Genomic DNA, 24,756 nt, shown 5'->3' on the forward strand with positions numbered 1-24,756 from the left:
CACCTGACTTGCTCTTTGCAAGCTAGCTACGGCCGACTGTACGGCGTAGACTTGCTCCGAGCAAGTCAGGTAGGAGGGATCACATGAGCCGCCGGACCACGTGGGAGGACAACTCCTGCCCGATCGCCCGCGCCGCCGACATCATCGCCGAGCCGTGGACGCTGCTGATCCTGCGCAACGCGACCGCGGGCACGACCCGGTTCGAAGACTTCCGCGCGCAGCTCGGCATCGCCGACAACGTGCTGACGACCCGGCTGGCGAAGCTCGTCGAGCGCGGGCTGATGACGAAGCTCCCCTACCGCGACGGCGGCCGGACGCGGCACGAGTACCGCCTCACGAAGGCCGGCTCGGACGCGCTGCCGGTGCTGCACGCCCTCGGCGCGTGGGGTGACGCCCACACTTCGTCGGAAACCGCGTACGGCCCCATGCAGCTGGTCCACTGCGCCTGCGGCGAGCTGACCCGACCCGGCGAGAAGTGCGACGCGTGCGGAAAAGCGCTGGTCAGGGACGATTTGGCGTGGCGCGGCTCGTGGCTGTCCGAAGGTGAGATTCCGCTGGCAGACCCCGTCGGTTGGTAAATCACCGTTTTCCTTGCAGTACGAAAGTCGGGTCACAAGAGCCGGTCGAGTTTGTAAGTTCGACACCCAGCGCGCGCAAACCCGGCAAATTCCCCACGGCAAGGAGTCCCGATGTCCCGGAAGTACCTGCTGCCCGGTGCCGCCGTCGCACTGGCGATGATCGCGACCCCGCTCACCGCAGCGCCCGCGATGGCGGCCCCGGAAGCGGCCACGGTCGTCTACTACGACACCTCGGACGCCCCCACCTTCCGCGACCAGATCAACGCGGGCGCGGCCAACTGGAACGCGGCGGTGTCGAACGTCAAGCTCCAGGAGAGCTCCTCGGGCGCGTCGCTGCACTACACCGAGGGCAACGACCCGCGCGGCTCGTACGCCCAGACCGACGGCCACGGCAGCGGCACGATCTTCATCGACTACTCGCAGGCCGAGCAGTACAACCAGACCCGCATCACCGCCCACGAGACCGGCCACGCGCTGGGTCTGCCGGACCACTACGAAGGTCCGTGCTCGGAGCTGATGTCCGGCGGTGGCCCCGGCCCGTCGTGCACCAACGCGAACCCGAACGCGCAGGAGGCCGCGCAGGTGGAATCCCTGTGGGCCAACGGCTTCGCGGGTGCGCGCAAGGCGCCGGTCCGCGTCTACGAAGTGACCATGCCGGTCAAGTGACCGAAGTCTGACGTCGTCGGGGGAGGCCGCACCGGGTACGCCCGGTGCGGCCTTCGTGCGTCAAAGCCGCGACAGCAGGCGGTCCCGCGCCACCTCGAGGTGGTCGGTCATCGCCTGGCGCGCCGCCGCCGCGTTCCCCGCCACCAGCGCGTCCACGATCACCCGGTGCTCGGTGATCGTCTGCTCGCCGAACGGCTGGTTGTAGTTCAGCCGGAAGAAGTGCAGGTGGCAGTGGGTCCGCGCGAACGCCTGCTCCACCGCCACGTTGCCGGCCAGGTGCAGGATCAGCTCGTGCAGCCGCTGGTCGTGCGCCGTCAACGCCTTGTAGTCGCTGTACGCGTCTTCCGCCGGGGCGGCCGGGCACGTCGCCAGCTCGGCCTCCAGCAGAGCGACGTTGGCGTCCGACATCGCGGCCGCCGCCAGGCCCGCCGACGGCGGCTCCAGCAGCAGCCGCAACGCGTACATGTCGTCGACTTCCTTGCGGTCGAGCAGTTCGGTCACCCGGTAGCCGCGCAGCGGCAGCCGGCTGACCAGTTCCTCGGACTCGAGCCGCGCCAGCGCTTCGCGCACCGGCGTGCCCGACACGCCCAGCTCGCGCGCGATCTCGTCGATGTTGACGCGCGCACCGGGTTCGATGCCGTCGTTCATGATCAGCGCCCGGATCTGCTCGTAGACGCCGTCGGCCAGCACCTGCCTGCTCGGCAGGGCTTCGAGCCTTCGTCCGGCGGCCACCCTGGCTCCCCTCGTGTCGTGCCTACAGGCTACTGCTTGCCCAGTACCGTCCGGCTCTTCGACGCCATTTCCGCGAAGACGTCGGCGTCGCGCTGGTGGGCGAAGTACGCCTCGAACAGCGGCCGTTCCGCGTCCTGCAGCGCCGCGCCGTTGCCGTAGACGACCGCGGGCACCAGCGTGCCGTCCTTGAGCATCGACGTGAACACCGAAAGATCGACGCCCTGGCCCTTCATGGCCGCCGCGGCCGCGTCCATCGACGCCGGGATCGACGGGAAGAACGTGCCGCTCGCGCCGGCCGCCGACTGGCACTCCGGCGACCCCATGTAGGACACCCACTTCCAGGTCAGATCGGGGTTCTTCGTGCCCGCCCAGATGTTGTTCCCGTTCGAATTGGACAGCACCGCGCGCTTGCCCGTCGGCCCCAGGACCGTCGGCGCGATGCCGACCTTCAAGGGCAGCTTGGCGAAGGTCCCGGCCGTCCACGAACCCGCCGTCTCCATCGCGACCTTGCCGGAGCCGAGCAGGTCGGTGTCGCTGATGCTCGCCTGGCCGCCGGTCGTGAACGTGCCGATCTTCGGCGCGAACCCGCGGTCGGCCAGCGACCGCACCCAGCTCAGGGTCTTGGCGAACACCGGGTCGTCGTAGGTGAACGTCGTCGGCCACGACTGCTTGTCGGCCATCCGCCAGCCGGTGGTCATCGCGAACGAGCTCCACGTGGACTCGCCGATGAAGTCCCGCGAAGCGAGCTGTCCGGTGCCGTAGGTGGCGACGTGGTCCTTGTCGAACCCGGGCTGGTCGCCGCGGACGCCGTTCTTGTCCACGGACAGGTGGGCCGCGACCTTCTCGAACGTGCCGCCGTCGTCCGGGTTCCAGGTCAGTTTCGCCAGGTCGGCGGGGGTGTAGCCGGCCTTGGTGATCGCGTCGGTGTTGTAGTACAGGCCGGTCGCGGACCAGTCGAGCGGCAAGCCGTACTGCTTGCCGTCGGTGAACTTCCACGCGTCGACGCCGACGGAGAACCGCTTCAGGTCGAACTTGTCGCGGGAGATCAAGTCGTCCAGCGGCAGCAGCTGGTGCTGCGACGCGTACGCCTGGAAGTACTGGACGCTGTTCTGGAACGCGTCCGGCGCGGTGCCGCCGACGAACCCGGCGGTCAGCTTGGTGAAGTAGTCGTCCACGTTGTACTGCGTGATCTTCACCGTGATGCCCGGGTTCGCCTTCTCGAACGCCGACGCGCACGTCTGGTACGCCGCGGCCTGCTTGTCGTCCCAGGTCCACCAGTTGACGGTGGTCCCGCTGCCGCTCGCCGACCCGCCACCGCAGGCGGCGACGAGCGCGCCAAGGGTCGCAGCCAGACCGGCGGCCACCGCTACGCGAAATCCCATGTCTTCCTCACTTCGTCGGTTTGAGCAGCGACTCGAAACTGCCGAGCACCGCGCGCAGGTCGTCCGCTCCCCCGGCTTCGTGGGCGCTGTAGTCCCACACCGCGATCTCCTTGGGCCCGCGGTAGGTGTGGTAGGCACCGAACACCGTGGAGGGCGGGACGATGTCGTCCATCAGCCCCACGGAGAACCACGCCGGAGCCGTCGCGCGGCCCGCGAACCCGACACCGTCGAAATAGGACAGTGTCTCGAACGTTTCCCGTTCCCTGGTGCGATGAGTCGCGAGGTAGCCGGTCAGCTCCGTGTACGGCCGGCCGCCGGCGACGAGGCTCGCGCGCCGGAAGTCGCACAGGAACGGCGCCTGGGCGTGCACGGCGGCCACATCCGGCACCAGCGCCGCGGCGGCCAAGGCGATGCCGCCACCCTGGCTGTTGCCGACGACGGCCACCCGGGCCGGGTCGACCTCCGGCAGCACCCGGACGGCGTCCACCGCACGGGCCGCGTCGGTGAAGATCCGCCGGTAGACGTAGGTGTCCCGGCTCTCGATGCCCCGGGTCAGGTGGCCCGGGTACGCCGGTCCGCTGCCCACTGGGTCGGGCGTCACGCCGCCTTGACCACGCACGTCGACCTGCAGGTGCGCGTATCCGGCCGAGGCCCAGTGCAGCTGCTCCAGCTCGCTGCCCCGGCTGCTCCCGTAGCCGTGGAACTGGACGACCGCCGGCAGCGGCTCCTCCGCGCTGCGCGGCAGTCGCAGCCAGGCTCGGATCGGGTGCCCGCCGAAGCCGGCGAACGTCACGTCGAAGACGTCCAGTGTCCGCAACGGCGTTTCGACCGGTGTGAGGGTCAGCCCGATGTCGTGCGCCCGCGCTTCGGCGAGCGTCGACGCCCAGAAGCCGTCGAAGTCCTCTGGTGCTTCATACGAGCTGCGGTACGCCCACAGCGCGTCGAGGCCGAGGTCCGTGAGCATCACAGTCCTTTCAGGACGGTCGATTCGCCGGTCCGCAGCCACAGCTCGGTCTCGCGGCCGCGGTAGCGCACCCGCACCGGCTCGGCCGGGTCACCCGACAGCCGCCGCAGGACGGCGTACCGCAGTTCGCCGTCGCGCCACTCGATGTCGGCCGCGAGCCCGCCGCGGCACCGCAGCCCGCGGGCCTCCCCCGACGTCCAGTCCGCGGGCAGGGCCGGCAGCAGCGTCACGACGTCGTTTTGGCTCTGCAGCACCAGTTCCGCGAGGCCGGCCGGGAAGCCGTAGTTGCCGTCGATCTGGAACGGCGGGTGCGTGCTGAACAGGTTGGGCAGCAGCCCGCCCCACTCGGAGCCGTCGACCGGGGCGTCGCGGTGGCGGTCGCCGGTGACCGGCTGGGTGGCCTCGTTCAGCAGCTTCCGCGCGGTCTCACCGTCGCCGAGCCGCGCGCGCAGCGCGATCTTCCACGCCCACGACCAGCCCATCGCTCCCGGTCCACGCCGGTCCAGCACCCGGCGGGCCGCTTCCGGGGAGTCCAACTGCCCCAACGGGTACAGCGCGACGAGATGGGACAGGTGCCGGTGCGTCGAGTCCTCTTCGGGCAGGTCCTCGGCCCACTCCCCCAGCCGCCCGTCGGGGAGCACGGGCAGTGGGCGCAGCCTCGGCAGCGCGGCCTCGATCTCGGCGTACAGCGGATCGTGCACTTCCAGGGCGTCCATCGCGGCGAGGCTCCGCTCGAGCACCGCGCGGATCAGGACGAGGTCCATGGTCGCCGAATGCGTCAGCGACTCCTTCGTCCCGGCTTCGGAGAGGAACAGGTTCTCCGGTGACGTCGACGGGCAGGTGCCGAGGAAGCCGTCGTCCTCGACCAGCCAGTCGAGGCAGAACTCGGCGCAGCCGCGCAGCAGCGGCCACGCCGTCGACGCCAGGAACCCCCGATCACGCGTGAAGTCGTAGTGCTCCCAGGCGTGCTGTACCAGCCAGGCGCCCCCCATCGGCCAGATCGCCCACGACGGGTTGCCGTGCCCCATGCCGACCGGCAGCGCCCAGCCCCACGGGTCGGTGTTGTGGTGGGTGACCCAGCCACGCGTGCCGTACAGCTCGCGGGCGACGTCGGCGCCGGTCACCGCGAGTTTCCCGAGCAGGTCGAACAGCGGACGGTGGCACTCGCCGAGCCCGGTCGTCTCCGCGGCCCAGTAGTTCATCTGGGTGTTGATGTTGATCGTGTAGTTCGACGACCAGGCCGGGCGCAGGTCGTCGTTCCAGATGCCCGACAGGTTCGCGGGCGGCGCGCCGGGCCGGGACGCGCTCGCCAGGAGGTAGCGGCCGTACTGGAAGAGCACGGTCGCCATCAGCTGTTCGTCCGTTCCGGACAGCAGTTCGGCGACGTCGTGGGTGCCGCCCCGCCGCTCGCCGATCCTCAAGCTCGCGGCCGCGAGCAGCGGTCGCAGGTCGGCTTCGTGTGCCCGCCGCAGAGCCTCGATACCTTCCGCGGCGGCCCGCTCAGCGAGGACGGCCGCGCGCCGCCGGTGTTCGTCGCGGGTGTGCTGGCGGTCGCCGATCCAGGCGTCGTAGGCGCTGGTCGAACTGGCCAGGACGATCAGGACGCCGGTCTCGGTCCGGGCGACCCGGACGGAAACCGCGGCGAACGGGTCGTACCCCTCGGCCGTTCCGTACCGCAGCGGTTCCGCCACCTGCGGTTCGTGCCGTGGTGCGCCGTCGACCGGGATCTCGATGCCCAGGTCCAGACCGTCGCGCGACACCTCACGCAACGGTGTCGACAGATCGACACCGACCTCGGTCCAGCCGGACAGCGCGACACACAGCACTTGCGCGGGCCGGCTCACCCAGACCGTCCGTTCGACGTCGTGGCCGTCGATGGTCAGCCGTTCGGTCGCGACGCCGTTGTCCAGGTTGAGGGTCCGGCCGTGCGAGGTGCCCTCGGGCAGCGTCAGCCAGAGGTCCACATAGGGAAGGAACTCCTGGCTGTACGGCCCTTCGAAGCCCATCAACAGGTCTTCGGCCCGCCGGAAGTCCTTCGCGAACACGGCTTCGCGTACTTCGGCGAGCCGTTCGGGACCGCCGTCGACCCCGGCCAGCGCGGCCGTCGGGCCGTCCGGGGTGCCGGACCAGACCGTGGCGTCGTTGACCTGGACGCGGGTGCGGCCGGCACCGCCGAAGACCATCGCGCCGAGCCGGCCGTTGCCGACCGGCATCGCCTCGGTCCAGTCGTTCGCCGGGTGTGGCCAGGAAAGCAGGAGATCCGTCATTTCAACCCCGTGAAGCCGATGGAATTGACCAGCCGGCGGCCGAACACCACGAAGAGCAGCAGCATCGGCAGCGCGGCGACGAGCGTGGCGGCCATCAGGCCGGCCCAGTCCAGCGCCGCCTGCGGCGAGGACTGCTTGAACACCGCGAGCGCCAGCGTGAGCGGGCGGACGGTGTCGTCGTTGGTGACCAGCAGCGGCCACAGGTAGTCGTTCCAGGTGTTTATGAACGTCAGCAGCGCCAGGGTCGCGATCGGCGCGACGCTCATCGGGAGGACGATCCGGAAGCAGACGCGCAGCGGCCCGGCGCCGTCGATGATCGCGGCCTCTTCGACCTCGTTGCTCAGCCCCAGCATGAACTGGCGCAGGAAGAAGATGTTGAACGCCGAGAAGAACGCCGTCGGCAGGATCATCCCGCCGAAGCTGTTGAGCAGCCCCAGGTCCTTGATCAGCACGAAGTTCGGCAGCAGCGTCAGCACCTGCGGCACCATCAGCGCACTCAACAGCACCGCGAACACGGCGTTGCGGCCCGGCCACCGCAGCCGCGAGAACGCGAACGCGGCCAGCGCGGAGAAGAACACCGTGCAGACGGTGAGCAGCACCGCGTAGACGATCGAGTTCCGCAGTGCGGACAGCAGGTCGATCGACGCGGCCGACCCACCTTGCGCCGCGGCCTCGGCCGGGGACGCCAGGCCCAGCGCACGCTTGAACGCGCCGAGCGTGAAGCCCACCGGGCCGGGCGACGACGGGTCCGTCGCCAAGGCGTAGTTGTTCGACAGCGCGGTCCGCACGATCCAGTAGAACGGGAAGATCGTGACGACCAGGACGAGCACGAGGTACGCCCAGGCGAGCACCCGGCCCGGGGAGATCCGGCGCACGGTCCCTCCTAGTTGGTGTCGGACTCGCCGGCGCGAGCCATCTTCAGCTGGGCGAAGGTGACGGCGGCCAGCAGCACGAACAGGGCCAGCGACATGGTCGCGGCGTAGCCGAAGTCGAACTGGCCGAAAGCCTTGTCGTAGATGTACATCTGGAGCACCTTCGACGCGTTCGCCGGACCGCCCTTGGTGGTCACCTGCACGATGTCGAAGATCTGGAAGGAGCTGATCACCGTCAGCACCACGACCATCACCAGGATCGGCCGCAGCAGCGGGACGGTGAGCCGCCGGAACATCTGCAGCTCGCTCGCGCCGTCGATCCGGCCCGCTTCGTACACGGTGGCCGGGATGGTCTGCAGCCCGGCGAAGATCAGCACCGCGTTGTAGCCCATGGACTTCCAGATGTTGAGCCCCGCCAGCGTCGGCACCGCCCAGGCTCCCGACCCGAAGAACAGCACCGGTTCCCCGGTGACCTTCGTGAGCAGGATGTTGACGATGCCGAGCTGCGGGTCGAGCATCCACGACCAGACGAGCGCGGTGACCACGCCGGAGATGAGGAACGGCAGGATCATCAGCCCGCGGACGGTGGCCGACACGGCGAGCCGGTGCAGGATCACCGCCGTCACCAGCGAAACCAGCACGCCGAGGACCACCGACAGCGCGACGAAGTAGACCGTGACGAACAGCGAGTGCCAGAACTCGCCGTCGCCCACGAGCTGTTCGAAGTTGCCGAAGCCGATCCAGCGCGGGTCGCTGAGGACGTGGAACTCGGTGAAGCTGAGGTAGAGCCCGCGCAGGGTCGGGTAGGCGAAGAACACGGCGAACCCGCCGAGCGCGGGGCTGATGAGCAGCCACGCGATCGGCGCGTCCCGCCGCCTAGACGGTGATCTTGTCGACGTCGTAGACATAGCCTGCCTGGTTGCCGATCTGGACGGTGTTGGCCCCGGCCTGCAGGTACACCGGTACGGTGACGGTCTGCGGCGTGTTCCAGTCGTCGTCGTTGCTGCCGGCGACCGGGAGCGGGAACGACGTCCCGTTCACCGTGACGATGCCGGTCCGGCTGGAGTCACCGTCCACGTAGGACAGCTGCAGCAGGTAGGTGCCCGCCTTGGCCGTGGTGACCGTCGGCAGGACGACGTACCCGCTGCCGCCGAGGTAACCGACCTTCTTGCCGCCCGAGCAGGCGCAGTCGTAGACGGTCGCGCCGCCCTGCGGGCTGCCGTTCTCGGCTTCGTAGGCCTTCGGACCGTCCGCCGCGGGTGTCGTGACGCTGATCTTCCGGCTGGGCGCCGACGGTTTGCCGTGCGGCTGGTTCGCGACGACCGTGAAGTCGTAGCTCGTCGAGGGCTTGAGGCCGGTGACCGTGACGTTCGAGCCGGTGGTCGTGGCGACCTTCTTGGTCCCCGCGAAGACGTCGTAGTTCTGCGCGCCCTTCGAGGCGTCCCAGGCCAGGGAGACGCTGGTACCGGTGGCCGCGGTGCCGTGCACGACGGCCGGGGCCGCCAGCGTGTTGCGGTCGCGCGGGGTCACCTTGAACAGGCGGGAGCCGTGCACGGGCAGGTCGGCGGTCGTCGAGCCGGCGTTCTTGTGCGCCCAGAGGTCGCGGATCTCGACCGGGCCGGTGATCCCGAGCTGCGCGAGGTCCGCCGTGACGCGGGCCGGCGTCGCGGCGAGGTTGAACAGCGCGACCGTGTAGCTGCCGTCGGCGTCGCGGTTGTACCAGACCTGCTGGTCGGTCGTCTGGCTCACCGGCTTGGCCGGGATCCCGGCCTGGTTGACCGCGATGACCTCGTCGTTGGTGAGCAGCTTGACGCCGTAGTCGTCGAGCTGGGTCAGGTCGTCGCCGATGTAGAGCGGTGCGGCCTCGATCGCCCACAGCGTCAGGTAGCTCTGGCGCTCGGCTTCGGTGAGGCCGTCCATCTTGCCGCTGCCGACGTCGACGGAGTCGAGGTTGTTCCAGTGGCCGGGCCCGGCGTCGGGGATCCACTGCACGACGTCGTTCCAGCGCTGCTTGACCGAGTTGTTCCAGGTCACGAGCGTGTCGCAGTAGCACTCGACGTCGGTGTCGACGCGCCAGCCGTTCGTGTTGGCCTTCCAGACGCCGGCCTGCCGGTGGCTGAGTGCCCAGGAGACGACGAACTCCATCGGGCGGCCGGTCTTGGCGATCGCCTGGTGCCACGCCTCGACGTCCGCGGTGTTGGTGTAGTTGTCGCCGCCCTTGAAGGAGCCGGGGCCGACGCCGTCGAGCTTGAGGAAGTCGACGCCCCAGCCGGCCAGCAGCTTCGCCACGGAGTCCACGTAGGACTGGGCGCACGGGTTCGTGAAGTCGATCTTGTAGGCGGAGTCCCAGCCGTTGGTCTTGCGCAGGTCGGGGTAGACGAGGTCCTTGGTGTGGCAGTTCGTGGTCCCCGCGATGGGGGAATTGCCGTCGTTGTAGGCCTTGAGGTCGAGGCCGACGGCCAGGTAGGACCCGAGCTTCAGGCCCTTCTTGTGGACGTAGTCGGCGACGTACTTCATGCCGTCCGGGAAGGTCGTGGGGTTGACGACCGGGCGGGCGTGCTCGTCGAACCCGTTCGACCAGCCGGCGTCGATGTTGACGTAGGTGTAACCGTGCTGCTTGAACTTCGCGGCGAGGACGTCGGCCTGCTGGAGCACGTGCTGCTCGGTGAGCCAGCTGGCCGGGCCGGTCGGGTTGACGCCGGGGTAGTTCGTCGACTCCAGGCTCCAGCTGCTCCAGCCCATGTACGGCTTTTGGGCCACCGGTTGCTGTTGTCCGGCCGCTTCCGCCGCTTCCGCCGCGGGGGCCGTCAGCAGGCCGGCGATCACCGTCAGTCCGGCGAGGGCACCTAGGGCCCGTCTGCCGCGTGCTGCCATGACCACTCCTTCGAGGTCGGTGGAATCATCGGATGACCGCGGTTCGATCGAGCAGAACCGTGGATCCTATAGGATCGACGACGGCTGATTCTGGCTGTTCGGGTTCGCCGATGTCAACGGCTTCAGTGGACAAAGATCGGACGAATCCGGATTGTCGGGGGTGACGGCTAGGTTCGGGGCATGCTGACCACGCTGGCCGTCGAGAACTACCGCTCGCTGCGCGACCTGGTGCTGCCGCTGTCCGGGTTGACGGTGGTGACGGGCCCGAACGGCAGCGGCAAGTCGAGCCTGTACCGGGCGCTGCGGCTGCTGGCGGACGCGTCCCGCAACGGCGCGGTGGCGGCCCTGGCGCGTGAAGGAGGTCTGCCGTCGACGCTGTGGGCGGGCCCGCAGAACGGCGCCCGCCCGGGCGCGCGGGTCCAGGGCACGGTGCGCACGAAGGCGGTCGGTCTGAGGCTGGGGTTCGCGGGCGACGAGTTCGGCTACGCGCTCGACCTGGGCCTGCCGGTGCCCCAGAAGAAGACGATGTTCAACCTGGACCCGGAATTCAAGCGCGAGGCGGTGTGGTCGGGACCGGTCCTTCGCCCGGCGTCCCTGCTGGCGGACCGGGCCGGCCCCTCGGTGCGCACGCGGTTCCTCGGGCGGCTGGGATCCGGAGGCGTTCCGGATCCGCCTGACGGACAGCATGCTGAGCGAGTTCGCGGACCCCCGGGCCTGCCCGGAGCTACTGGTGGTCCGCGAGCGCATCCGATCCTGGAGGTTCTACGACCACTTCCGCACGGACGCGGCGGCCCCGGCCCGCCAACCCCGCCCGGGCACGCGCACGTTCGTGCTCGCCCAAGACGGTGCGGACCTGGCCTCGGCATTGCAGACGATCATCGAGATCGGCCGGTCATCGGAGCTGGCGTCAGTGGTGGACGCGGCATTCCCGGGCTCCCGGGTATCAGTGGAGTCCCAGAACGAGGTGCTGTCAGTGCGCTTCCACCAGCACGGGTTGTTGAGGCCGTTGTCGGCGGCAGAGCTGTCGGACGGGACGTTGAGATTCCTGCTGTGGGTGGCGGCGCTGCTGACGCCGCGGCCACCGGAGTTGTTGGTGCTGAACGAGCCGGAGACCTCGCTGCACCCGGAGTTGCTGCCGGCACTGGCGGCGCTGATCGCGACGGCGGCGAAGGAGACGCAGCTGGTGGTGGTATCGCACGCGTCCCCGCTGATCCGGGCGTTGGCAGAGGTGGCGGAGGTCGGCGAGCTGGAGCTGGAGAAGGAGGCCGGGGAGACGAAGCTGGTGGGGCAAGGGACGTTGGACCGCCCAAGCTGGCCCTGGCCGAGCCGCTGACCCCGGCGCCAGATGGCATGAAAGGGTCGTTCATGTCATCTGACGCGATGAAAGAGTCGTTCATGACGCGCAGCGTCGCGGCGTCCAACCGGCAGCCGGCAAAGCAGGCCTACCACTAGGCAACCGGCAGCCGGCAACGCAGGCCGACCACGAGCTCACCAGACCTCCCCCGCCCCTCATCCCAAGCCGCAGTTCAGTCGAGGCTCGGGTTTGTCAAGGCACGCTTTCCCGCCTTGACAAACCCGAGCCTCGACTGAGAATCCGAAAGGAGGGGCGGGGGAGGTCGGACCCGACTCAGCCGCGGAAGACTGTCCTACTGCCGCGGCAGAGGGCAGTGGCGGGGTCCCGCTTTCGCCGCGACAGCGGGACCCGCCCTCCACTGCAGCACCGGCTTCGCCCTCTACCGCGGCAAAAAGCAAAAGACTGTCCTCGCCGGACGGGCAGGCTCCGGGATGACCAAGACCCCCGCAGTCCCCTCCAGTTCTCGGGTGGGTCGCTGGGTGGTCATCCCGTCGCCTGAACGAGGCCTATCACTTTGAGCCGGGCCCGCAAGCCTGGCATTCTCCCTCACCCCGGGCAGCCGGTTGCGGGCCCGGCTCAAAGTGATTTACCGGCCTCAGGCGACGGGATGACCACCCAGCTTCTTTTTCGGGCTAGCGCCCGCTCGTGCTCTCGCGGACCTCCAGCGCGAACGGCGTCTGGATGTCCTGCGGCGGCAACCCCTTGTCCCCCGTGATCCGCCTGTGCACCAGGTCGATCGCCGCCTCGGCCAACGCCGTCTTGTCCGGTGCGATAGTCGTCAACGAGGGCAACGAAAACGCGCTCTCCTCGTTGTTGTCGAACCCCACGATCGCGACGTCCTCCGGCACCCGCAGCCCCAGCTCGGCCACCGCGCGCAACGCACCGATCGCCAACAGGTCGTTGAAGCAGAACACCGCGTCCGGCGGCGCGGCCGAAGCCAGCAGGGACCGCATGGCCGCCGCCCCCACCGATCGGTGCCACTTCTCCGCCGGTGCCACCAGACTGTCCGAATAGGACAACCCCGCCGCCACCAACCCCGCCCGGTAGCCGGCCAACCGCTGCGAAGACGTCCCACGAGCCGGGTTCCGCCCGATGGCCGCGATCCGCGTCCGGCCGAGGGACGCCAAGTGCGTCACCGCCGTCTGAGCCGCCAGGACGTTGTCGATCGCCACGTGGTCGATCGGCACGTCCACCGCGTGCTCGCCCAGCATCACCAGCGGGATCTCCCCCGGCGACGGAAAGTCCGCCGCTTCCAAGGCTTCCGGGTGGACCAACGCCCCGTCGACCAGGTGGGGTCCCAGCGACGACAGCGTCTCGCGCTCCCTCGAGCGCGTCCCCTGCGTCTGCTCGATCAGGACGCTCCAGCCGCGCTTCTGCGCCGCCGTGATGACCAAGCCGGCCAGCTCGCCGAAGTACGGGATCGACAGCTCCGGCACCATCAGCGCCAGGAAGCCCGTGCGCCCGCGGCGCAGGTTTCGCGCGCCGACGTTGGGCCGGTACCCCGTCGCCGCCAAAGCTTCCTCGACGCGCCGGCGGTTCTCCGGCTTGACGAAGGCGTAGCCGTTGACCACGTTCGACACGGTCTTCACCGATACTCCGGCGAGCGTGGCGACGTCCTTGAGCGTCACGGTCACGGGCGGCTCCTTCTCAGGTGGTGAGCACGAAGCATAGCGACAATTTGCCGGTTTACAACGTTGTTCCAACGATGTAAAAAGTACCTCAAGGCTCCCGCGGTGACTCCGATCACCCCGGTGAGCGGGCCACCACCGTCGCTGCCCGAGGAGTCACCGTGCCTCTGTCCACCCGTCCCCTCCTGGTCCTGGCCACCGCGGCCGCCGCCGCGCTGACCCTGACCTCCTGCACCAGCCGGGAAGAGACCCCGGCCGCCCCCTCCAGCGGGGGCGGACCCGCCGCCAGCGCCCAGTCGGTCGCGCCGTCCGCCGACGGCTGCACCATCGACAAAACCGGTTACCCCAAGGTCGACCTCAAGACCGCGGTGGTCGGTTTCTCACAGTCCGAAAAGGAAGCCAACCCCTTCCGGATCGCCGAGACGCAGTCCATCCGGGACGAAGCCGCCAAGCTCGGCATCGCGAACGACAAGCTGCTCGTCACCAACGCCCAGAGCGACCTGAACAAGCAGATCAGCGACATCAAGTCGATGCTCGACCGGGGCGCCCAGCTGCTCGTCGTCGCGCCGCTGAACTCCGACGGCCTCCAGCCCGCGCTCGACGCGGCGAAGGCCAAGAAGGTCCCGGTCGTCACTATCGACCGCAAGGTGACCTCGCAGCCCTGCACCGACTACCTGACCTTCATCGGCTCCAACTTCGTCGAGCAGGGCAAGCGCGCGGCGCAGGAGATGGCGCGGGTCACCGGCGGCACCGGCAAGGTCGCGATCCTGCTCGGCGCGTCCGGCAACAACGTCACCACCGACCGCACCTCCGGCTTCAAGGACGAGCTCGCGAAGACGGCCGGGCTGTCCGTGGTCGCCGAGCAGACGGGTGAATTCGACCGGTCCAAGGGCCAGGCCGTGATGGAGCAGCTCATCCAGAGCCACCCGGACATCACCGCCGTCTACGCCGAGAACGACGAGATGGGCGTCGGCGCGGTCAACGCGCTGAAGACCGCCGGCAAGACGCCGGGCAAGGACGTCAAGGTCATCTCGATCGACGGCACCCGCAACGCCGTGCAGCTGATCGCCGACGGCAGCTACAACGCCGTCATCGAGTCCAACCCGCGCTTCGGCCCGCTGGCCTTCCAGACGCTGCAGAAGTTCGAGAACGGCGAGGCCATCCCGGCCAGCATCGTGATCACCGACGACCAGTACGACGAGACCAACGCGGCCCAGAAGGTCGGGAACGCGTACTGATGACGGCAGCCACCGAAGAGGACGTCGCCATGACGACCACACCGGTGCTCGAGGTGGCCGGGGTGACCAAGCGGTTCCCCGGCACCCTCGCGCTCGACGACGTCAGCTTCACGCTGCGACCGGGCGAGGTGCACGCGCTGGTCGGCGAGAACGGCGCGGGCAAGTCCACGCTGATCAAGGTGCTCACCGGCGTCTACCAGCCCGACGAGGGCGAGGTGCGCCACCTCGGCGAGCCGGTGACGTTCAAGCGGCCGATCGACGCGCAGCGGGCCGGGATCTCCACGATCTACCAGGAGGTCAACCTCGTCCCGCTGATGAGCATCGCCGGCAACGTCTTCCTCGGCCGCGAACCGCGCACCAAGGCCGGTCTCGTCGACTGGTCCAGGATGTACGCCGACGCCCGCGAGCTGCTCAAGGGCTACGGCATCACCGACGACGTCAAGCGCCCACTGCACACCCTGGGTGTCGGCGCGCAGCAGATGGTCGCGCTCGCCCGCGCGGTCTCGACCGACGCGAAGGTCGTCATCATGGACGAACCGACGTCGTCGCTCGAGCCGCGCGAGGTCGAGACGCTCTTCGAGGTGTTGAACCGGCTGCACGCCGAAGGCATCGCGATCGTCTACGTCAGCCACCGGATGGACGAGCTGTACCGGGTCTGCGACAGCGTCACCGTGCTGCGCGACGGCCGGGTCGTCCACAGTGGACCGTTGAAGGACCTGCCGCGCATCGAGCTGGTGAGCAAGATGCTCGGCCGGGAGATCAAGCAGATCCGCGAGGAAGGCGTCACGGCGTTCGGCGAGGAGCACGACGTCGAGCGCGAACCGCTGCTCAAGGCGGAAAACCTGTCCGGCATGCGGCGGCTGCACGACGTCTCGGTGAGCATCCGGCCCGGCGAGGTCGTCGGCCTCGCCGGCCTGCTCGGCTCCGGCCGCAGCGAGACGGCGCGGGCCATCGTCGGGGCCTTCCCCCTCGACAGCGGATCCGTGCTGCTGGCCGGGAAACCGCTCAAGAAGGGCAAGATCAAGGCCGCCATGCGGGCCGGGATCGCGCTGCTGGCCGAGGACCGCAAGACCGACGGGATCATCCCGAACCTGTCGGTCCGCGAGAACATCGCGCTCGCCGCGCTGCCGTCGCTCTCGCCGTTCGGCCTGGTCAGCAAGGCCAAGCAGGACAGGATCGTGAAGATCTTCATGGAGCGCCTGCGGATCAAGGCCGCCAGTCCCGAGCAGAAGGTGTCCGAGCTCTCCGGCGGCAACCAGCAGAAAGTACTGCTCGCCCGCTGGCTGGCCACCGGCCCGAAGATCCTGCTCCTCGACGAACCCACGCGCGGCATCGACGTCGGCGCGAAGGCCGAGGTGCAGGCGCTGATCGACGAACTCGCGCAGGAAGGGCTCGGCGTGCTGCTCATCTCGTCCGAACTCGAAGAGCTGATCGACGGCTCCGACCGCGTGGTCGTGCTGCGCGACGGCTCGGTCGTCGGCGAGCTGACCGGCGACCGGATCACCGAAGAAAACGTCCTGACCGCCATCGCGGCAGAAGCCACAGAGGGTGACAACGATGTCTAGCGCCACCCTGACGAAAAGTCCCGACCGCGCGAAAGTCACGGCGTGGCTGCAGAACTACGGCGTCTACCTCGCCGTCGTGGTACTGCTGCTGTTCAACGTCGTGTTCACCGAGAACTTCCTGTCCACGGCCAACTTCCGCACCCAGCTGGTGCAGGCGGCGCCGGTCTGCATCGTCGCGCTCGGCATGGCGCTGGTGATCGGCACCGAGGGCATCGACCTCTCGGTCGGCTCGGTGATGTCGATCGCCGCCGCGCTCATCCCGCTCTACCTGGGCGCCGGCCCGCTGATGGCGATCATCGTCGCCGTCATCGCCGGCGTGCTCTCCGGTCTGTTCAGCGGCTACCTGGTGGCGTACCTGGGGATCCAGCCGATCATCGCGACACTGGCGCTGCTGGTCGGCGGGCGGGGACTCGCCCTGGTGATCGCCCACGGCCAGCTCGTCCAGCTGCGCAACCAGGACTTCCTGGAGCTGGGCACCGGCGACCTGCTCGGCGTCCCGATCATGGTGATCGTCGCGGGCGTGCTGGCGGTGCTGACCGGGCTGGTCGTCCAGCGCACGACGTTCGGGCGGCACCTGGTCGCGGTCGGCGGCAACCGCGCCGCGAGCACCCTGGCCGGCCTGCCGGTGAAACGCGTGCTCATCAGCGTCTACGTGATTTCCGGGGCGCTGGCGGCGATCGCCGGCGTGCTGGCGACGTCGCGGCTGGCCGCCAGCGACCCGAGCGACGTCGGCCTGCTCATGGAGCTGTCCGCGATCACCGCGGTCGTCGTCGGCGGCACGCCGCTGACCGGCGGCCGGGTCCGCGTGCTCGGCACCGTGTTCGGCGCCCTGCTCATGCAGCTCGTCCAGGCGACCCTGATCAAGCACAACCTGCCGGACTCGACCGCGCAGATGGTCCAGGCGGCCATCATCGTCGTCGCGGTCTACGTCGCGCGCGAGCGGAGCAGCCGATGACAGCACAGTCCGCCACTCCGGTTTCGGCGCGCAACGCCGCGTTCGCCGGGGTGCTGCAACGCCAGGGCGCGGCCGTCGTGCTCGTGCTCGGCATCTTCGCTTCGTGGTTCGCCTTCCCGCACTTCGGCACCGCGGACAACCTGCGCAGCCTCGTGCTGCAGGGCTCGTTCCTCGCGGTGATCGCGCTGGGCATGACGTTCGTGATCATCTCCGGCGGCATCGACCTGTCGGTCGGGTCGAACTACGCGCTCGGCGGCGTCCTCGCCGCCTGGGGCGCGCAGTACGGCCTGGTCGTCGCGATCCTGTTGCCGCTGGCCGTGTGTTCGCTGATCGGCTTCGTCAACGGCCTGCTCATCGCCCGCACCGGGATGGCGCCGTTCATCGTGACGCTGGCGTCGCTGTTGTTCGCCCGGGGTTTGTTGCTGGCGCTGACGTCCGAAGGCGCGACGACGTACAAAGTGGACCCGGGTTCGGCGTTCCTCTGGCTCGGCCAAGGCACGATCTTCGGCGTCGGCGTCCCGGTGTACCTCGCGCTCGTACTGTTCGCGCTCGGCGGGCTCCTCCTGCGCCGCACGCGGTTCGGCCAGTCGGTGTTCGCCATCGGCGGTGCCGAGCAGTCCGCGCTGCTGATGGGCCTGCCGGTGGCCCGCACCAAGATCAGCCTCTACACGCTCAGCGGTGGCCTGGCCGGGTTCGCCGGCGTCCTCACCGCCGCGTACCTGCAGTCCGGCGTCACGGTCATCGGCGTCGGCACCGAACTGGACGCGATCTCGGTCGTCGTCATCGGCGGCACGCTGCTCACCGGCGGCGCCGGGACGATCATCGGCACGCTCGTCGGCGTGCTGCTGCGGACGCTGATCCAGAACGTCATCAACCAGATCGGCACCCTCGACTCCAACTACCAGACGGTGGTGAGCGGGGCCTTCCTGCTCGTCGTCGTGGTGATCCAGCGCGCCCTGGCGCGCTCCCGGACCCGCTGAGCCCCAGTCCCCCAACAGGAGGTCTCAACGATGTTCCACCCTGCCCGAAAAACCCGGAGATGGCTGACCGCGGCCGCCGCGTTCGCGGTCGCGGTGGCCGGCCTCGGCACCGTGCCGGCGGCGAGCGCCGCCGACGCACCGCAGTGGCAACGGCTCACGCCACCGCTGTCGACGCCCTGGACGAAGGACGTCTCCCCTGCCAATGCCCTCCCCGACTACCCGCGGCCGCAGCTGACCCGCAACCAGTGGCAGAACCTCAACGGCGTCTGGGAGTTCGCCAAGGCGACCCCGGGTGAGGCCGCGCCGATCGGGAAGACGCTCGGCGAGCGGATCCTCGTACCGTACCCGGTCGAGTCCGCGCTGTCCGGGATCATGCGTCACGAGACGAACATGTGGTACCGCCGCACGTTCGAGGTCCCGAAGAACTGGCAGATCGGCAAGGGGCAGCGGCTGCAGCTGCACTTCCAGGCCGTCGACTACGACGCGACGGTCATCGTCAACGGCAAGACCGTCGCCCGCCACACCGGCGGCTACGACGCGTGGTCCGTCGACGTCACCGACGCGCTGACCACGAAGAAGACCCAGGAGATCGTCGTCGGCGTCGCGGACCCGAACGACCAGGGCGGACAGCCGATCGGCAAGCAGCGCCAGCCCGGTGACGGGATCTTCTACACGCCGTCCTCCGGCATCTGGCAGACCGTGTGGATGGAGCCGGTGGCGACCGCGCACGTCGACCGCCTCGACGTCACCCCCGATGTGGCGAGTGGTTCGGTCACGGTGAACGCCGTGGTCGGCGGGCCGGTGAAGCAGCGCGTCGAAGCCGTCGCCTACGACCACGGCCGCCCGGTCGGGCGCGTGTCCGGGGACGCGAACAAGCCGTTGAAGCTCAAGGTGGACCGGCCGCACCTGTGGTCGCCGGACGACCCGTTCCTCTACGACCTGCGCGTGAAGCTCTCCGGTGGTGACGAAGTCGGTTCGTACTTCGGCATCCGGTCGATCAGCGTCGGCAAGACCGCCGACGGCAAGCAGCGGATGCTGCTCAACGGCAAGTTCGTCATGCAGGTCGGCCCGCTCGACCAGGGCTTCTGGCCGGACGGCATCTACACCGCGCCGACCGACGCCGCGCTGAAGTTCGACCTGGAGCAGGAGAAGGCGCTCGGCTTCAACATGGTGCGCAAGCACATCAAGGTCGAGCCGGACCGCTGGTACTACTACGCCGACAAGCTCGGATTGCTGGTGTGGCAGGACATGCCGGCGATGAAGGACGACGTCGAGCCGACCCCGGCCTCGCGCGTCAACTACGAGTCCGAGATGCACCGGATGATCGACCAGCACCGCAGCTTCCCGTCGATCGTCACGTGGGTGCCGTTCAACGAGGGCTGGGGCGACTACGAAGTCGGCCGGATCGCCGACGAGGTCAAGTCGTGGGACCCCTCTCGGCTGGTGAACGCGGAATCCGGCGTCAACTGCTGCCGGTCCGAACCGGACAGCGGTCGCGGTGACATCTACGACGACCACACCTACACCGGCCCCGGGACGCCGACGCAGACCGGGACGCGCGCGGCGGTCGACGGCGAGTACGGCGGTCTCGGCCTCAAGGTCGACGGCCACCAGTTCGACCCGGCGGGCAGCTTCGCCTACGAGATGGAGCCCGACAGCGCGACGCTGACCCGGCGCTACGGCGAGCTGCAGCAGCGCCTGCTGCTGGTCGCCCAGCGGTGCGGTGTCTCGGCCGGCGTCTACACGCAGACCACCGACGTCGAGAAAGAGGTCAACGGCTTCTTCACCTACGACCGGCAGGTGAAGAAGATGGACTTCGCGGCGGTCCGCGCGGCGAACCTGGCGGTCATCAAGGGCGCCACTGGTGCTCCCGTTGCGGGTCCTTCGGTGCCCCAGGGCACGCCGGGCATCGACGGCATCGCGGCGTACGGGTTCGACGAGAACACCGGCACGACGGCGGCGGACAGCGTCGGCGACCACGACGCCACGCTCGTGGGCGGCGCGTCCTGGACCGCGGGCAAGAGCGGTTCGGCGCTGGCGGTGAACGGGTCGGGCCAGTACGCCGACACGGGCGCCGCGCTGGTGAACACCGAAGGCAGCTACAGCGCGGCGGCGTGGGTGAAGTTCAACGCCGTGGGCGACGGCTTCCAGACGGTGGTGAGCCAGGACGGCGACAGCAACAGCGCGTTCTTCCTGCAGTACTCGGGCCAGGACCACCGGCTCGCGATGAGCTTCGTCGGCACGCGGGCCCTGGCGCCCACGGCCCCCGAGGCGAACCGCTGGTACCACGTGGTCGGCGTCCGAGACGCGGCCGCGGGAACGCTGAAGCTGTACGTCGACGGCCAGCTGGCGGCCACGAAGAGCGTCTGCCTCGGTGACGCGTCGACGGGCCACACGGTGATCGGCCGCGGCAAGTACGGCGGCAACCCGGTCGACTACTTGAACGGGGCCGTGGACCAGGTCCACGTCTACGACCGGGCGCTGTCGGACGCGGACGTGAGCGCGTTGTACACCAGCGGGAAGTAGGCAACCGGAAGCACACCTGAAGCGTGTTGAGCCCGGGGACCGCGATCGCGGTCCCCGGGTTTCGCATTCAGGGGGTGAGCCTTTTGGGCTCTCGAAGATCGTCGCTGCCCGCCCGAGCGGGCGTCCTCGCCGCCACCGCGGCGTTGTTGCTGGCCGGAACGGCGCTGCCGGCTTCGGCCACGCAGATCACGTCGATCCAGTCGACGTCCTGGTCGTACATCGACTCGGCCCAGCCGAAGAAGAGCTTCGCCGACCCGGCCGGTGACGCACCGATCGGTGCGAAGACCGACCACGGCAAGAAGCACGTTTCGAAGTCCTACTTCACGTTCGACCTTTCCGGGCTGCGCGGCGCCAAGGTGCTCTCCGCGGAGCTGTCCGGAAAGGAGACCGCGGTCGCCGACTGCTCGGCGCCGCGCGGCACCGAGCTGTGGGTCACGGCCCCGGTGAAGAAGGCGCCGACCTGGGACGACCAGCCTCGCGAGCTGACCAAGCTGGCCGGCCCGGGCAGCCTCGACGTCTGCCCGTCGGACTACCTCGACTGGGACGCCGGACCGGTGCTGCAGCAGGCGATCGACGCCGGTCGCACGTCGCTGACCATGGTGCTGCGCCTGCCGGACAACCAGCAGTACAACCCGCGGTTCGGCCGCACCTACCGGCCGATGCTGTACGTCAGCATGGACAAGAACCAGCCGCCGGTGACGCCGACCGCGCTCAAGACCGGTGCGCACCCCTGCGCGGAAACCCCGCTCGTCCGCCGCGGCGGCGCCGCGATGTCGGCCACCGTCAGCGATCCGGACGACTACAGCTTCGAGGCCGAGTTCGCCTGGTGGCCGGTGGACCACCCCGACCAGCGCGCGACCGGCATCGACTACGTCTACGGCTCCGGCGCGTACTTCGACCCCGACTCGCAGCTCGCGGACGGCGTCACCTACGCGTGGCAGGTCCGCGCGAAGGACAGCCTGGCCGCGAGCCCGTGGAGCGAAACCTGCCGGTTCACCACGGACTTCACCCCACCGGCCACGGCGCCGACGGTCACCTCGACCGACTACGTGTACGAGGTGCCAGGCAAGGGCGGCATCGGCATCCCGGGCGACTTCACCCTCGACGCGGGTGGGGACACCCAGGTCGTCGGCTTCCAGTGGCAGGCCGGGTTCACCGACAGCGGGTACGTCGCGGCCGACCGGCCCGGCGGCACGGCCACCGTCCGGTACACCCCGCGCGACGACGGCCCGATGAGCATGTCCGCGAACGGCCTCGACGCCGCCGGGAACTACGGCCCGTCGGGCGACTACCGGTTCTTCGTGGCCCGCAACGGTCCCTCGATGACGTGCACGCCGGCCCGGGCCTTCCTGGGCGAGACGCGGCAGTGCGTGTTCGGCCCGCACAGCACCGACGGCGCCACCGAGTACCTCTACAAGATCGACGACGAGCCGGAGGTCACCGTACCCGCGGGCCCGGACGGCACCGCAGCGATCAGCGTCACCCCGACCGACGCCGCGAAGTCCTACCGCGTCAGCGTGCGGGCCCGGATGACCAACGGCAACCTGTCCGGCGACGGCGGCGGCCAGATCGACATCGACCGGGGCGCACCCACGGTCGACGTGCCGGCCGACGCCATGGTCGGCAAGCCGGTCGTCCTGACGTTGCACGCCGTGCTGCCCGGTTCGACGTCGTTCACCTACGACTGGGACTACGGCGAGCCGGTGACCGTCCCGGTCGGGCCGGACGGCACGGCGCGGGTCACCGTGGTGCCGGACCGGCCGTACTACCACACGGTTCGGGTGTACTCGACGACCGCGGCCGGGCTCGGGTCGGCGACGAACGAAGAGAGCGTCATGATCGGCTCGGACGAACCGACCATCACGAGCACCGACTTCCCCGAGTGCTGCGAAGGCGGCTACGAAACCACGCCGGGCACGTTCACGTTCTCGTCGTCGCTTCCCGGCGTCGTGAGCTACACGTACTCGTTCTTCGGGGCGGCGCCGGTCACGGTGCCCGCGGGACCGGACGGCACGGCGAGCGTCACCTTGACGCCGCTCAGCACCGACACGCAGTACCTGGACGTGACGAGCAAGTCCGCCGACGGATGGGTGTCGGCGCCGGGCTACTACCGCTTCTACCCGAAGTCGGCCGCCCCGCCGCTCACCTGTGACGCGACGGGCAACCTGCGGCCCGGCCAGGTGGTCCGCTGCACGCTGACGCCGGTCCAGCCGGGGTTGGCCTCGTACGGCTACCGCATCAGGGCGAACGAGACGACGCCGGATGTGGTGGTCCAGCCGAACGCCGACGGCACGGGGACCTTCGAGTTCACCGCGCCGCCGACCGACACGAAGATCTTCCTGTACGTGGACGCGTGGAGCGCCAACGCGGCGGGCCAGCGCACGGAGACGTCGTACGAGAGCTACTACGTCGACCCGGACGCGGCGGCGAGCCGGGTGACGCGCGCAGTTTGACCTGGAGCCCGCTCCAGCCGCTACCGTCGCTGTCATGACCGATGATCGTTTCGAACGCGGCAAGCGGGCTCTGGTCGACCTCAACGGCGAAGAGACCGCGCAGCGCGTGCTCGACAGCCTCGCCGACATCTCGCCGAAGCTCTCCGACAGTCTCGTGTCGTGGGGCTTCGGCGAGATCTACACGCGGCCGGCGCTCGTGCCGCGCGACCGGCAGCTCGTCACGCTCGGCATGCTCACCGCGCTCGGCGGGTGCGAGCCGCAGCTGGAAGTGCACGTCAACGCGTCGCTCAACGCCGGCCTGAAGCCGGAAGAGATCGTCGAAGCGCTGCTGCAGTCGGCCGCCTACTGCGGCTTCCCCCGGGCGCTCAACGCGACCGCCGTCGCGAAGAAGGTCTTCGCCGAACGCGGGCTGCTGCCGGTGGCCGACGCATGAGGGTCGTCCTCTTCGGCGCGACCGGCATGGTCGGCCAGGGCGCGCTGCGGGAGTGCCTGCTCGACGAGCGCGTCGAGGCGGTGCTGGCGGTCGGCCGGTCCCCGCTCGGCGAGACGCACCCGAAGCTCACCGAACTGGTGCGCGAAGACCTCTTCGCCCTGGACCCGATCGACGGCTACGACGTCTGCCTCTTCTGCCTCGGCGTCTCCTCGGTCGGCATGGCACCGGCGGACTACGAGCGGATCACCTACCAGCTGACCCTGTCGGTGGCCGGGAAGCTGCCCGAGGGAACCGCGTTCGTGTACGTCTCGGGTCAGGGCACCGACAGCACCGAACGCGGCCGCGTGCGGTGGGCGCGCGTCAAGGGCGCCACCGAAAACGCGCTCGCGAAGCTGCCGCTGCGCACCTTCGCCGTCCGTCCCGGCTACATCCAGCCGCTGTACGGGATCACGTCGAAAACCCGGCTGTACCGGACGCTCTACCGCGTCGCGATGCCGCTGTACCCGGTGCTGCGGCGGCTGTTCCCGGGGTTCGTCACGACCAACCGGGAGCTCGCCCTGGCGATGCTGGAAGTCGCCGAGAACGGCTACGAGAAGCGCGTGCTCGAGAACGCCGACCTCGTCACCGCCGCCGCGCGACGAGCCCGGCCAGCAGGTTCGTGAGGCCCTCGGCCAGCCCGTCCGCGAACGTCGGCACCCCGCCCACCTCGGCGGCGGCCGCCGCGACGGCGTCGGTCGGGTTGGCGTACGGCCACGCCCCCGACACCACGATCACCACGCCGAGGGCGAACTGGCGGGCCCCTTCGGCGGAGAGTTCCGGCACCCGCGTCCGGACCAGCGCGCCGAGCCGCTCGGTGTTGGCCGCGGCGCGGCCCTTGAAGCCGCGGGCGAACTCCGGCGAGATGTTGCGTTCCAGCACCGGCGCCATCGCGCTGACCAGCTCGCACAACAGCCGGCGCTCGGCCAGCGTCGCGGCGATCGTCCCCGCGACCCGCTCCTCGCGCGCGTAGCCGGGGTCCGGCGGCGCGGGGTCGCCGAGTGCGCCGTCCAGCTCGTCGAGCCACGCCGTCCACGCGGTGTCGAGGACTTCCAGGAAGACCGCTTCCCGGCTGTCGAAGTAGCGGAGCACGTTGGACTTCGCGAGCCCGACGCGGCAGGCCAGCTCCCGCAGGCTGATGTCGGCGACCGGGCGCTCGGCCAGCAGCTCCCGCGCGGCGGCGAGGATCGCGGTGCGGCGCGCCTCGATCTGCTCCGGCCGCCGGGCACGCTGGAATCCGGCGCTCATGGCGC

General features: G+C 69.6%; 20 protein-coding genes and 1 pseudogene. 12 read left to right on the forward strand and 9 right to left on the reverse strand.

Annotated features, from left to right (window positions below):
- Positions 1-83: 83 nt before the first annotated feature.
- Together BLV96_RS38640 and BLV96_RS38645 are read left to right on the forward strand one after the other, a co-directional pair.
- Positions 84-578 carry a winged helix-turn-helix transcriptional regulator gene (locus tag BLV96_RS38640; RefSeq protein WP_086681793.1) on the forward strand — a complete coding sequence of 165 codons (495 nt, stop codon included), beginning with the start codon at positions 84-86 and terminating at the stop codon, positions 576-578.
- Positions 579-689: 111 nt separating this feature from the next.
- Positions 690-1,244, forward strand: a complete 555-nt coding sequence (locus BLV96_RS38645; RefSeq protein ID WP_086681796.1) for a snapalysin family zinc-dependent metalloprotease — start codon at positions 690-692, stop codon at positions 1,242-1,244.
- A gap of 60 nt (positions 1,245-1,304) precedes the next feature.
- Here BLV96_RS38645 and BLV96_RS38650 read toward each other — a convergent pair whose 3' ends face one another.
- From BLV96_RS38650 to BLV96_RS38680, 7 genes are read right to left on the reverse strand one after another with little or no spacing between them, the layout of a single operon-like run.
- Positions 1,305-1,976 carry a GntR family transcriptional regulator gene (locus tag BLV96_RS38650; protein WP_208608435.1) on the reverse strand — a complete coding sequence of 224 codons (672 nt, stop codon included), beginning with the start codon at positions 1,974-1,976 and terminating at the stop codon, positions 1,305-1,307.
- Between the two features lie 29 nt (positions 1,977-2,005).
- Positions 2,006-3,358 (reverse strand): ABC transporter substrate-binding protein, encoded by a 1,353-nt coding sequence (locus BLV96_RS38655; protein ID WP_086681798.1) that lies wholly within the window; start codon positions 3,356-3,358, stop codon positions 2,006-2,008.
- Between the two features lie 7 nt (positions 3,359-3,365).
- Positions 3,366-4,322 (reverse strand): acetylxylan esterase, encoded by a 957-nt coding sequence (locus tag BLV96_RS38660; protein ID WP_086681802.1) that lies wholly within the window; start codon positions 4,320-4,322, stop codon positions 3,366-3,368.
- Positions 4,322-6,589 (reverse strand): glycosyl hydrolase family 95 catalytic domain-containing protein, encoded by a 2,268-nt coding sequence (locus tag BLV96_RS38665; protein ID WP_086681805.1) that lies wholly within the window; start codon positions 6,587-6,589, stop codon positions 4,322-4,324. Before BLV96_RS38665 ends, BLV96_RS38660 begins: the two co-directional genes overlap by 1 nt.
- Positions 6,586-7,464 carry a carbohydrate ABC transporter permease gene (locus BLV96_RS38670; protein ID WP_208608437.1) on the reverse strand — a complete coding sequence of 293 codons (879 nt, stop codon included), beginning with the start codon at positions 7,462-7,464 and terminating at the stop codon, positions 6,586-6,588. The genes BLV96_RS38665 and BLV96_RS38670 overlap by 4 nt, the downstream gene beginning before the upstream one ends.
- Before the next feature lie 8 nt (positions 7,465-7,472).
- A complete protein-coding gene (locus BLV96_RS38675; protein ID WP_086681808.1) occupies positions 7,473-8,369 on the reverse strand; it encodes a carbohydrate ABC transporter permease in 897 nt (298 codons plus the stop codon).
- Positions 8,338-10,335 carry a fibronectin type III domain-containing protein gene (locus BLV96_RS38680; protein WP_086681810.1) on the reverse strand — a complete coding sequence of 666 codons (1,998 nt, stop codon included), beginning with the start codon at positions 10,333-10,335 and terminating at the stop codon, positions 8,338-8,340. Before BLV96_RS38680 ends, BLV96_RS38675 begins: the two co-directional genes overlap by 32 nt.
- Positions 10,336-10,515: 180 nt before the next feature.
- Between BLV96_RS38680 and BLV96_RS50970 the strand changes: the two are divergent.
- A pseudogene (locus tag BLV96_RS50970) lies at positions 10,516-10,797 on the forward strand (AAA family ATPase); the annotation flags it as partial.
- Between the two features lie 223 nt (positions 10,798-11,020).
- Positions 11,021-11,668, forward strand: coding sequence for an AAA family ATPase (locus tag BLV96_RS50975; protein ID WP_244180800.1), 648 nt, complete (start codon positions 11,021-11,023; stop codon positions 11,666-11,668).
- A gap of 653 nt (positions 11,669-12,321) precedes the next feature.
- Here BLV96_RS50975 and BLV96_RS38690 read toward each other — a convergent pair.
- Complete coding sequence (locus tag BLV96_RS38690) at positions 12,322-13,323, reverse strand: LacI family DNA-binding transcriptional regulator (protein ID WP_086681813.1); 1,002 nt, start codon at positions 13,321-13,323, stop codon at positions 12,322-12,324.
- A 155-nt stretch (positions 13,324-13,478) separates the two neighbouring features.
- Between BLV96_RS38690 and BLV96_RS38695 the strand changes: the two genes are divergently transcribed.
- The 8 genes from BLV96_RS38695 (at position 13,479) to BLV96_RS38730 (ending at position 24,129) form a co-directional block, all read left to right on the forward strand.
- A complete protein-coding gene (locus BLV96_RS38695; protein WP_086681816.1) occupies positions 13,479-14,555 on the forward strand; it encodes an ABC transporter substrate-binding protein in 1,077 nt (358 codons plus the stop codon).
- Positions 14,555-16,120 carry a sugar ABC transporter ATP-binding protein gene (locus BLV96_RS38700; protein WP_086681819.1) on the forward strand — a complete coding sequence of 522 codons (1,566 nt, stop codon included), beginning with the start codon at positions 14,555-14,557 and terminating at the stop codon, positions 16,118-16,120. Before BLV96_RS38695 ends, BLV96_RS38700 begins: the two co-directional genes overlap by 1 nt.
- The gene (locus BLV96_RS38705) at positions 16,113-17,075 is read left to right on the forward strand and encodes an ABC transporter permease (protein ID WP_086681822.1); all 963 of its coding nucleotides are present in this window, start codon (positions 16,113-16,115) and stop codon (positions 17,073-17,075) included. Before BLV96_RS38700 ends, BLV96_RS38705 begins: the two co-directional genes overlap by 8 nt.
- Positions 17,072-18,055, forward strand: a complete 984-nt coding sequence (locus BLV96_RS38710; RefSeq protein WP_086681825.1) for an ABC transporter permease — start codon at positions 17,072-17,074, stop codon at positions 18,053-18,055. Before BLV96_RS38705 ends, BLV96_RS38710 begins: the two co-directional genes overlap by 4 nt.
- 30 nt (positions 18,056-18,085) lie before the next feature.
- Positions 18,086-20,581: a LamG-like jellyroll fold domain-containing protein gene (locus tag BLV96_RS38715; protein WP_086681828.1), complete on the forward strand. Its 2,496-nt coding sequence runs from the start codon at positions 18,086-18,088 to the stop codon at positions 20,579-20,581.
- 74 nt (positions 20,582-20,655) lie between these two features.
- Positions 20,656-23,034, forward strand: coding sequence for a DNRLRE domain-containing protein (locus BLV96_RS38720; protein WP_244180802.1), 2,379 nt, complete (start codon positions 20,656-20,658; stop codon positions 23,032-23,034).
- Between the two features lie 34 nt (positions 23,035-23,068).
- Complete coding sequence (locus tag BLV96_RS38725) at positions 23,069-23,467, forward strand: carboxymuconolactone decarboxylase family protein (RefSeq protein WP_086681834.1); 399 nt, start codon at positions 23,069-23,071, stop codon at positions 23,465-23,467.
- On the forward strand, positions 23,464-24,129 hold the full coding sequence (locus BLV96_RS38730; protein WP_086681837.1) for a Rossmann-fold NAD(P)-binding domain-containing protein: 666 nt from the start codon (positions 23,464-23,466) through the stop codon (positions 24,127-24,129). Before BLV96_RS38725 ends, BLV96_RS38730 begins: the two co-directional genes overlap by 4 nt.
- Here the strand turns inward: BLV96_RS38730 and BLV96_RS38735 are convergent.
- Positions 24,089-24,751, reverse strand: a complete 663-nt coding sequence (locus tag BLV96_RS38735; RefSeq protein WP_086681841.1) for a TetR/AcrR family transcriptional regulator — start codon at positions 24,749-24,751, stop codon at positions 24,089-24,091. The two genes, BLV96_RS38730 and BLV96_RS38735, sit on opposite strands and share 41 nt — an antisense overlap.
- Positions 24,752-24,756 lie beyond the last annotated feature (5 nt).

The organism is Amycolatopsis pretoriensis, assembly GCF_900107925.1.
Lineage (GTDB): Bacteria > Actinomycetota > Actinomycetes > Mycobacteriales > Pseudonocardiaceae > Amycolatopsis > Amycolatopsis pretoriensis.

What these genes read in the sequence shown, in the direction of transcription:
- BLV96_RS38735 (WP_086681841.1), bottom strand. Translation starts at nt 24,751, where the DNA reads ATGAGCGCCGGATTCCAGCGTGCCCGGCGGCCGGAGCAGATCGAGGCG.
- BLV96_RS38725 (WP_086681834.1), top strand. Translation starts at nt 23,069, where the DNA reads ATGACCGATGATCGTTTCGAACGCGGCAAGCGGGCTCTGGTCGACCTC.
- BLV96_RS38675 (WP_086681808.1), bottom strand. Translation starts at nt 8,369, where the DNA reads ATGTCTACGACGTCGACAAGATCACCGTCTAGGCGGCGGGACGCGCCG.
- BLV96_RS50975 (WP_244180800.1), top strand. Translation starts at nt 11,021, where the DNA reads ATGCTGAGCGAGTTCGCGGACCCCCGGGCCTGCCCGGAGCTACTGGTG.
- BLV96_RS38640 (WP_086681793.1), top strand. Translation starts at nt 84, where the DNA reads ATGAGCCGCCGGACCACGTGGGAGGACAACTCCTGCCCGATCGCCCGC.
- BLV96_RS38645 (WP_086681796.1), top strand. Translation starts at nt 690, where the DNA reads ATGTCCCGGAAGTACCTGCTGCCCGGTGCCGCCGTCGCACTGGCGATG.
- BLV96_RS38665 (WP_086681805.1), bottom strand. Translation starts at nt 6,589, where the DNA reads ATGACGGATCTCCTGCTTTCCTGGCCACACCCGGCGAACGACTGGACC.
- BLV96_RS38715 (WP_086681828.1), top strand. Translation starts at nt 18,086, where the DNA reads ATGTTCCACCCTGCCCGAAAAACCCGGAGATGGCTGACCGCGGCCGCC.
- BLV96_RS38680 (WP_086681810.1), bottom strand. Translation starts at nt 10,335, where the DNA reads ATGGCAGCACGCGGCAGACGGGCCCTAGGTGCCCTCGCCGGACTGACG.
- BLV96_RS38655 (WP_086681798.1), bottom strand. Translation starts at nt 3,358, where the DNA reads ATGGGATTTCGCGTAGCGGTGGCCGCCGGTCTGGCTGCGACCCTTGGC.
- BLV96_RS38710 (WP_086681825.1), top strand. Translation starts at nt 17,072, where the DNA reads ATGACAGCACAGTCCGCCACTCCGGTTTCGGCGCGCAACGCCGCGTTC.
- BLV96_RS38705 (WP_086681822.1), top strand. Translation starts at nt 16,113, where the DNA reads ATGTCTAGCGCCACCCTGACGAAAAGTCCCGACCGCGCGAAAGTCACG.
- BLV96_RS38730 (WP_086681837.1), top strand. Translation starts at nt 23,464, where the DNA reads ATGAGGGTCGTCCTCTTCGGCGCGACCGGCATGGTCGGCCAGGGCGCG.
- BLV96_RS38700 (WP_086681819.1), top strand. Translation starts at nt 14,555, where the DNA reads ATGACGGCAGCCACCGAAGAGGACGTCGCCATGACGACCACACCGGTG.
- BLV96_RS38660 (WP_086681802.1), bottom strand. Translation starts at nt 4,322, where the DNA reads ATGCTCACGGACCTCGGCCTCGACGCGCTGTGGGCGTACCGCAGCTCG.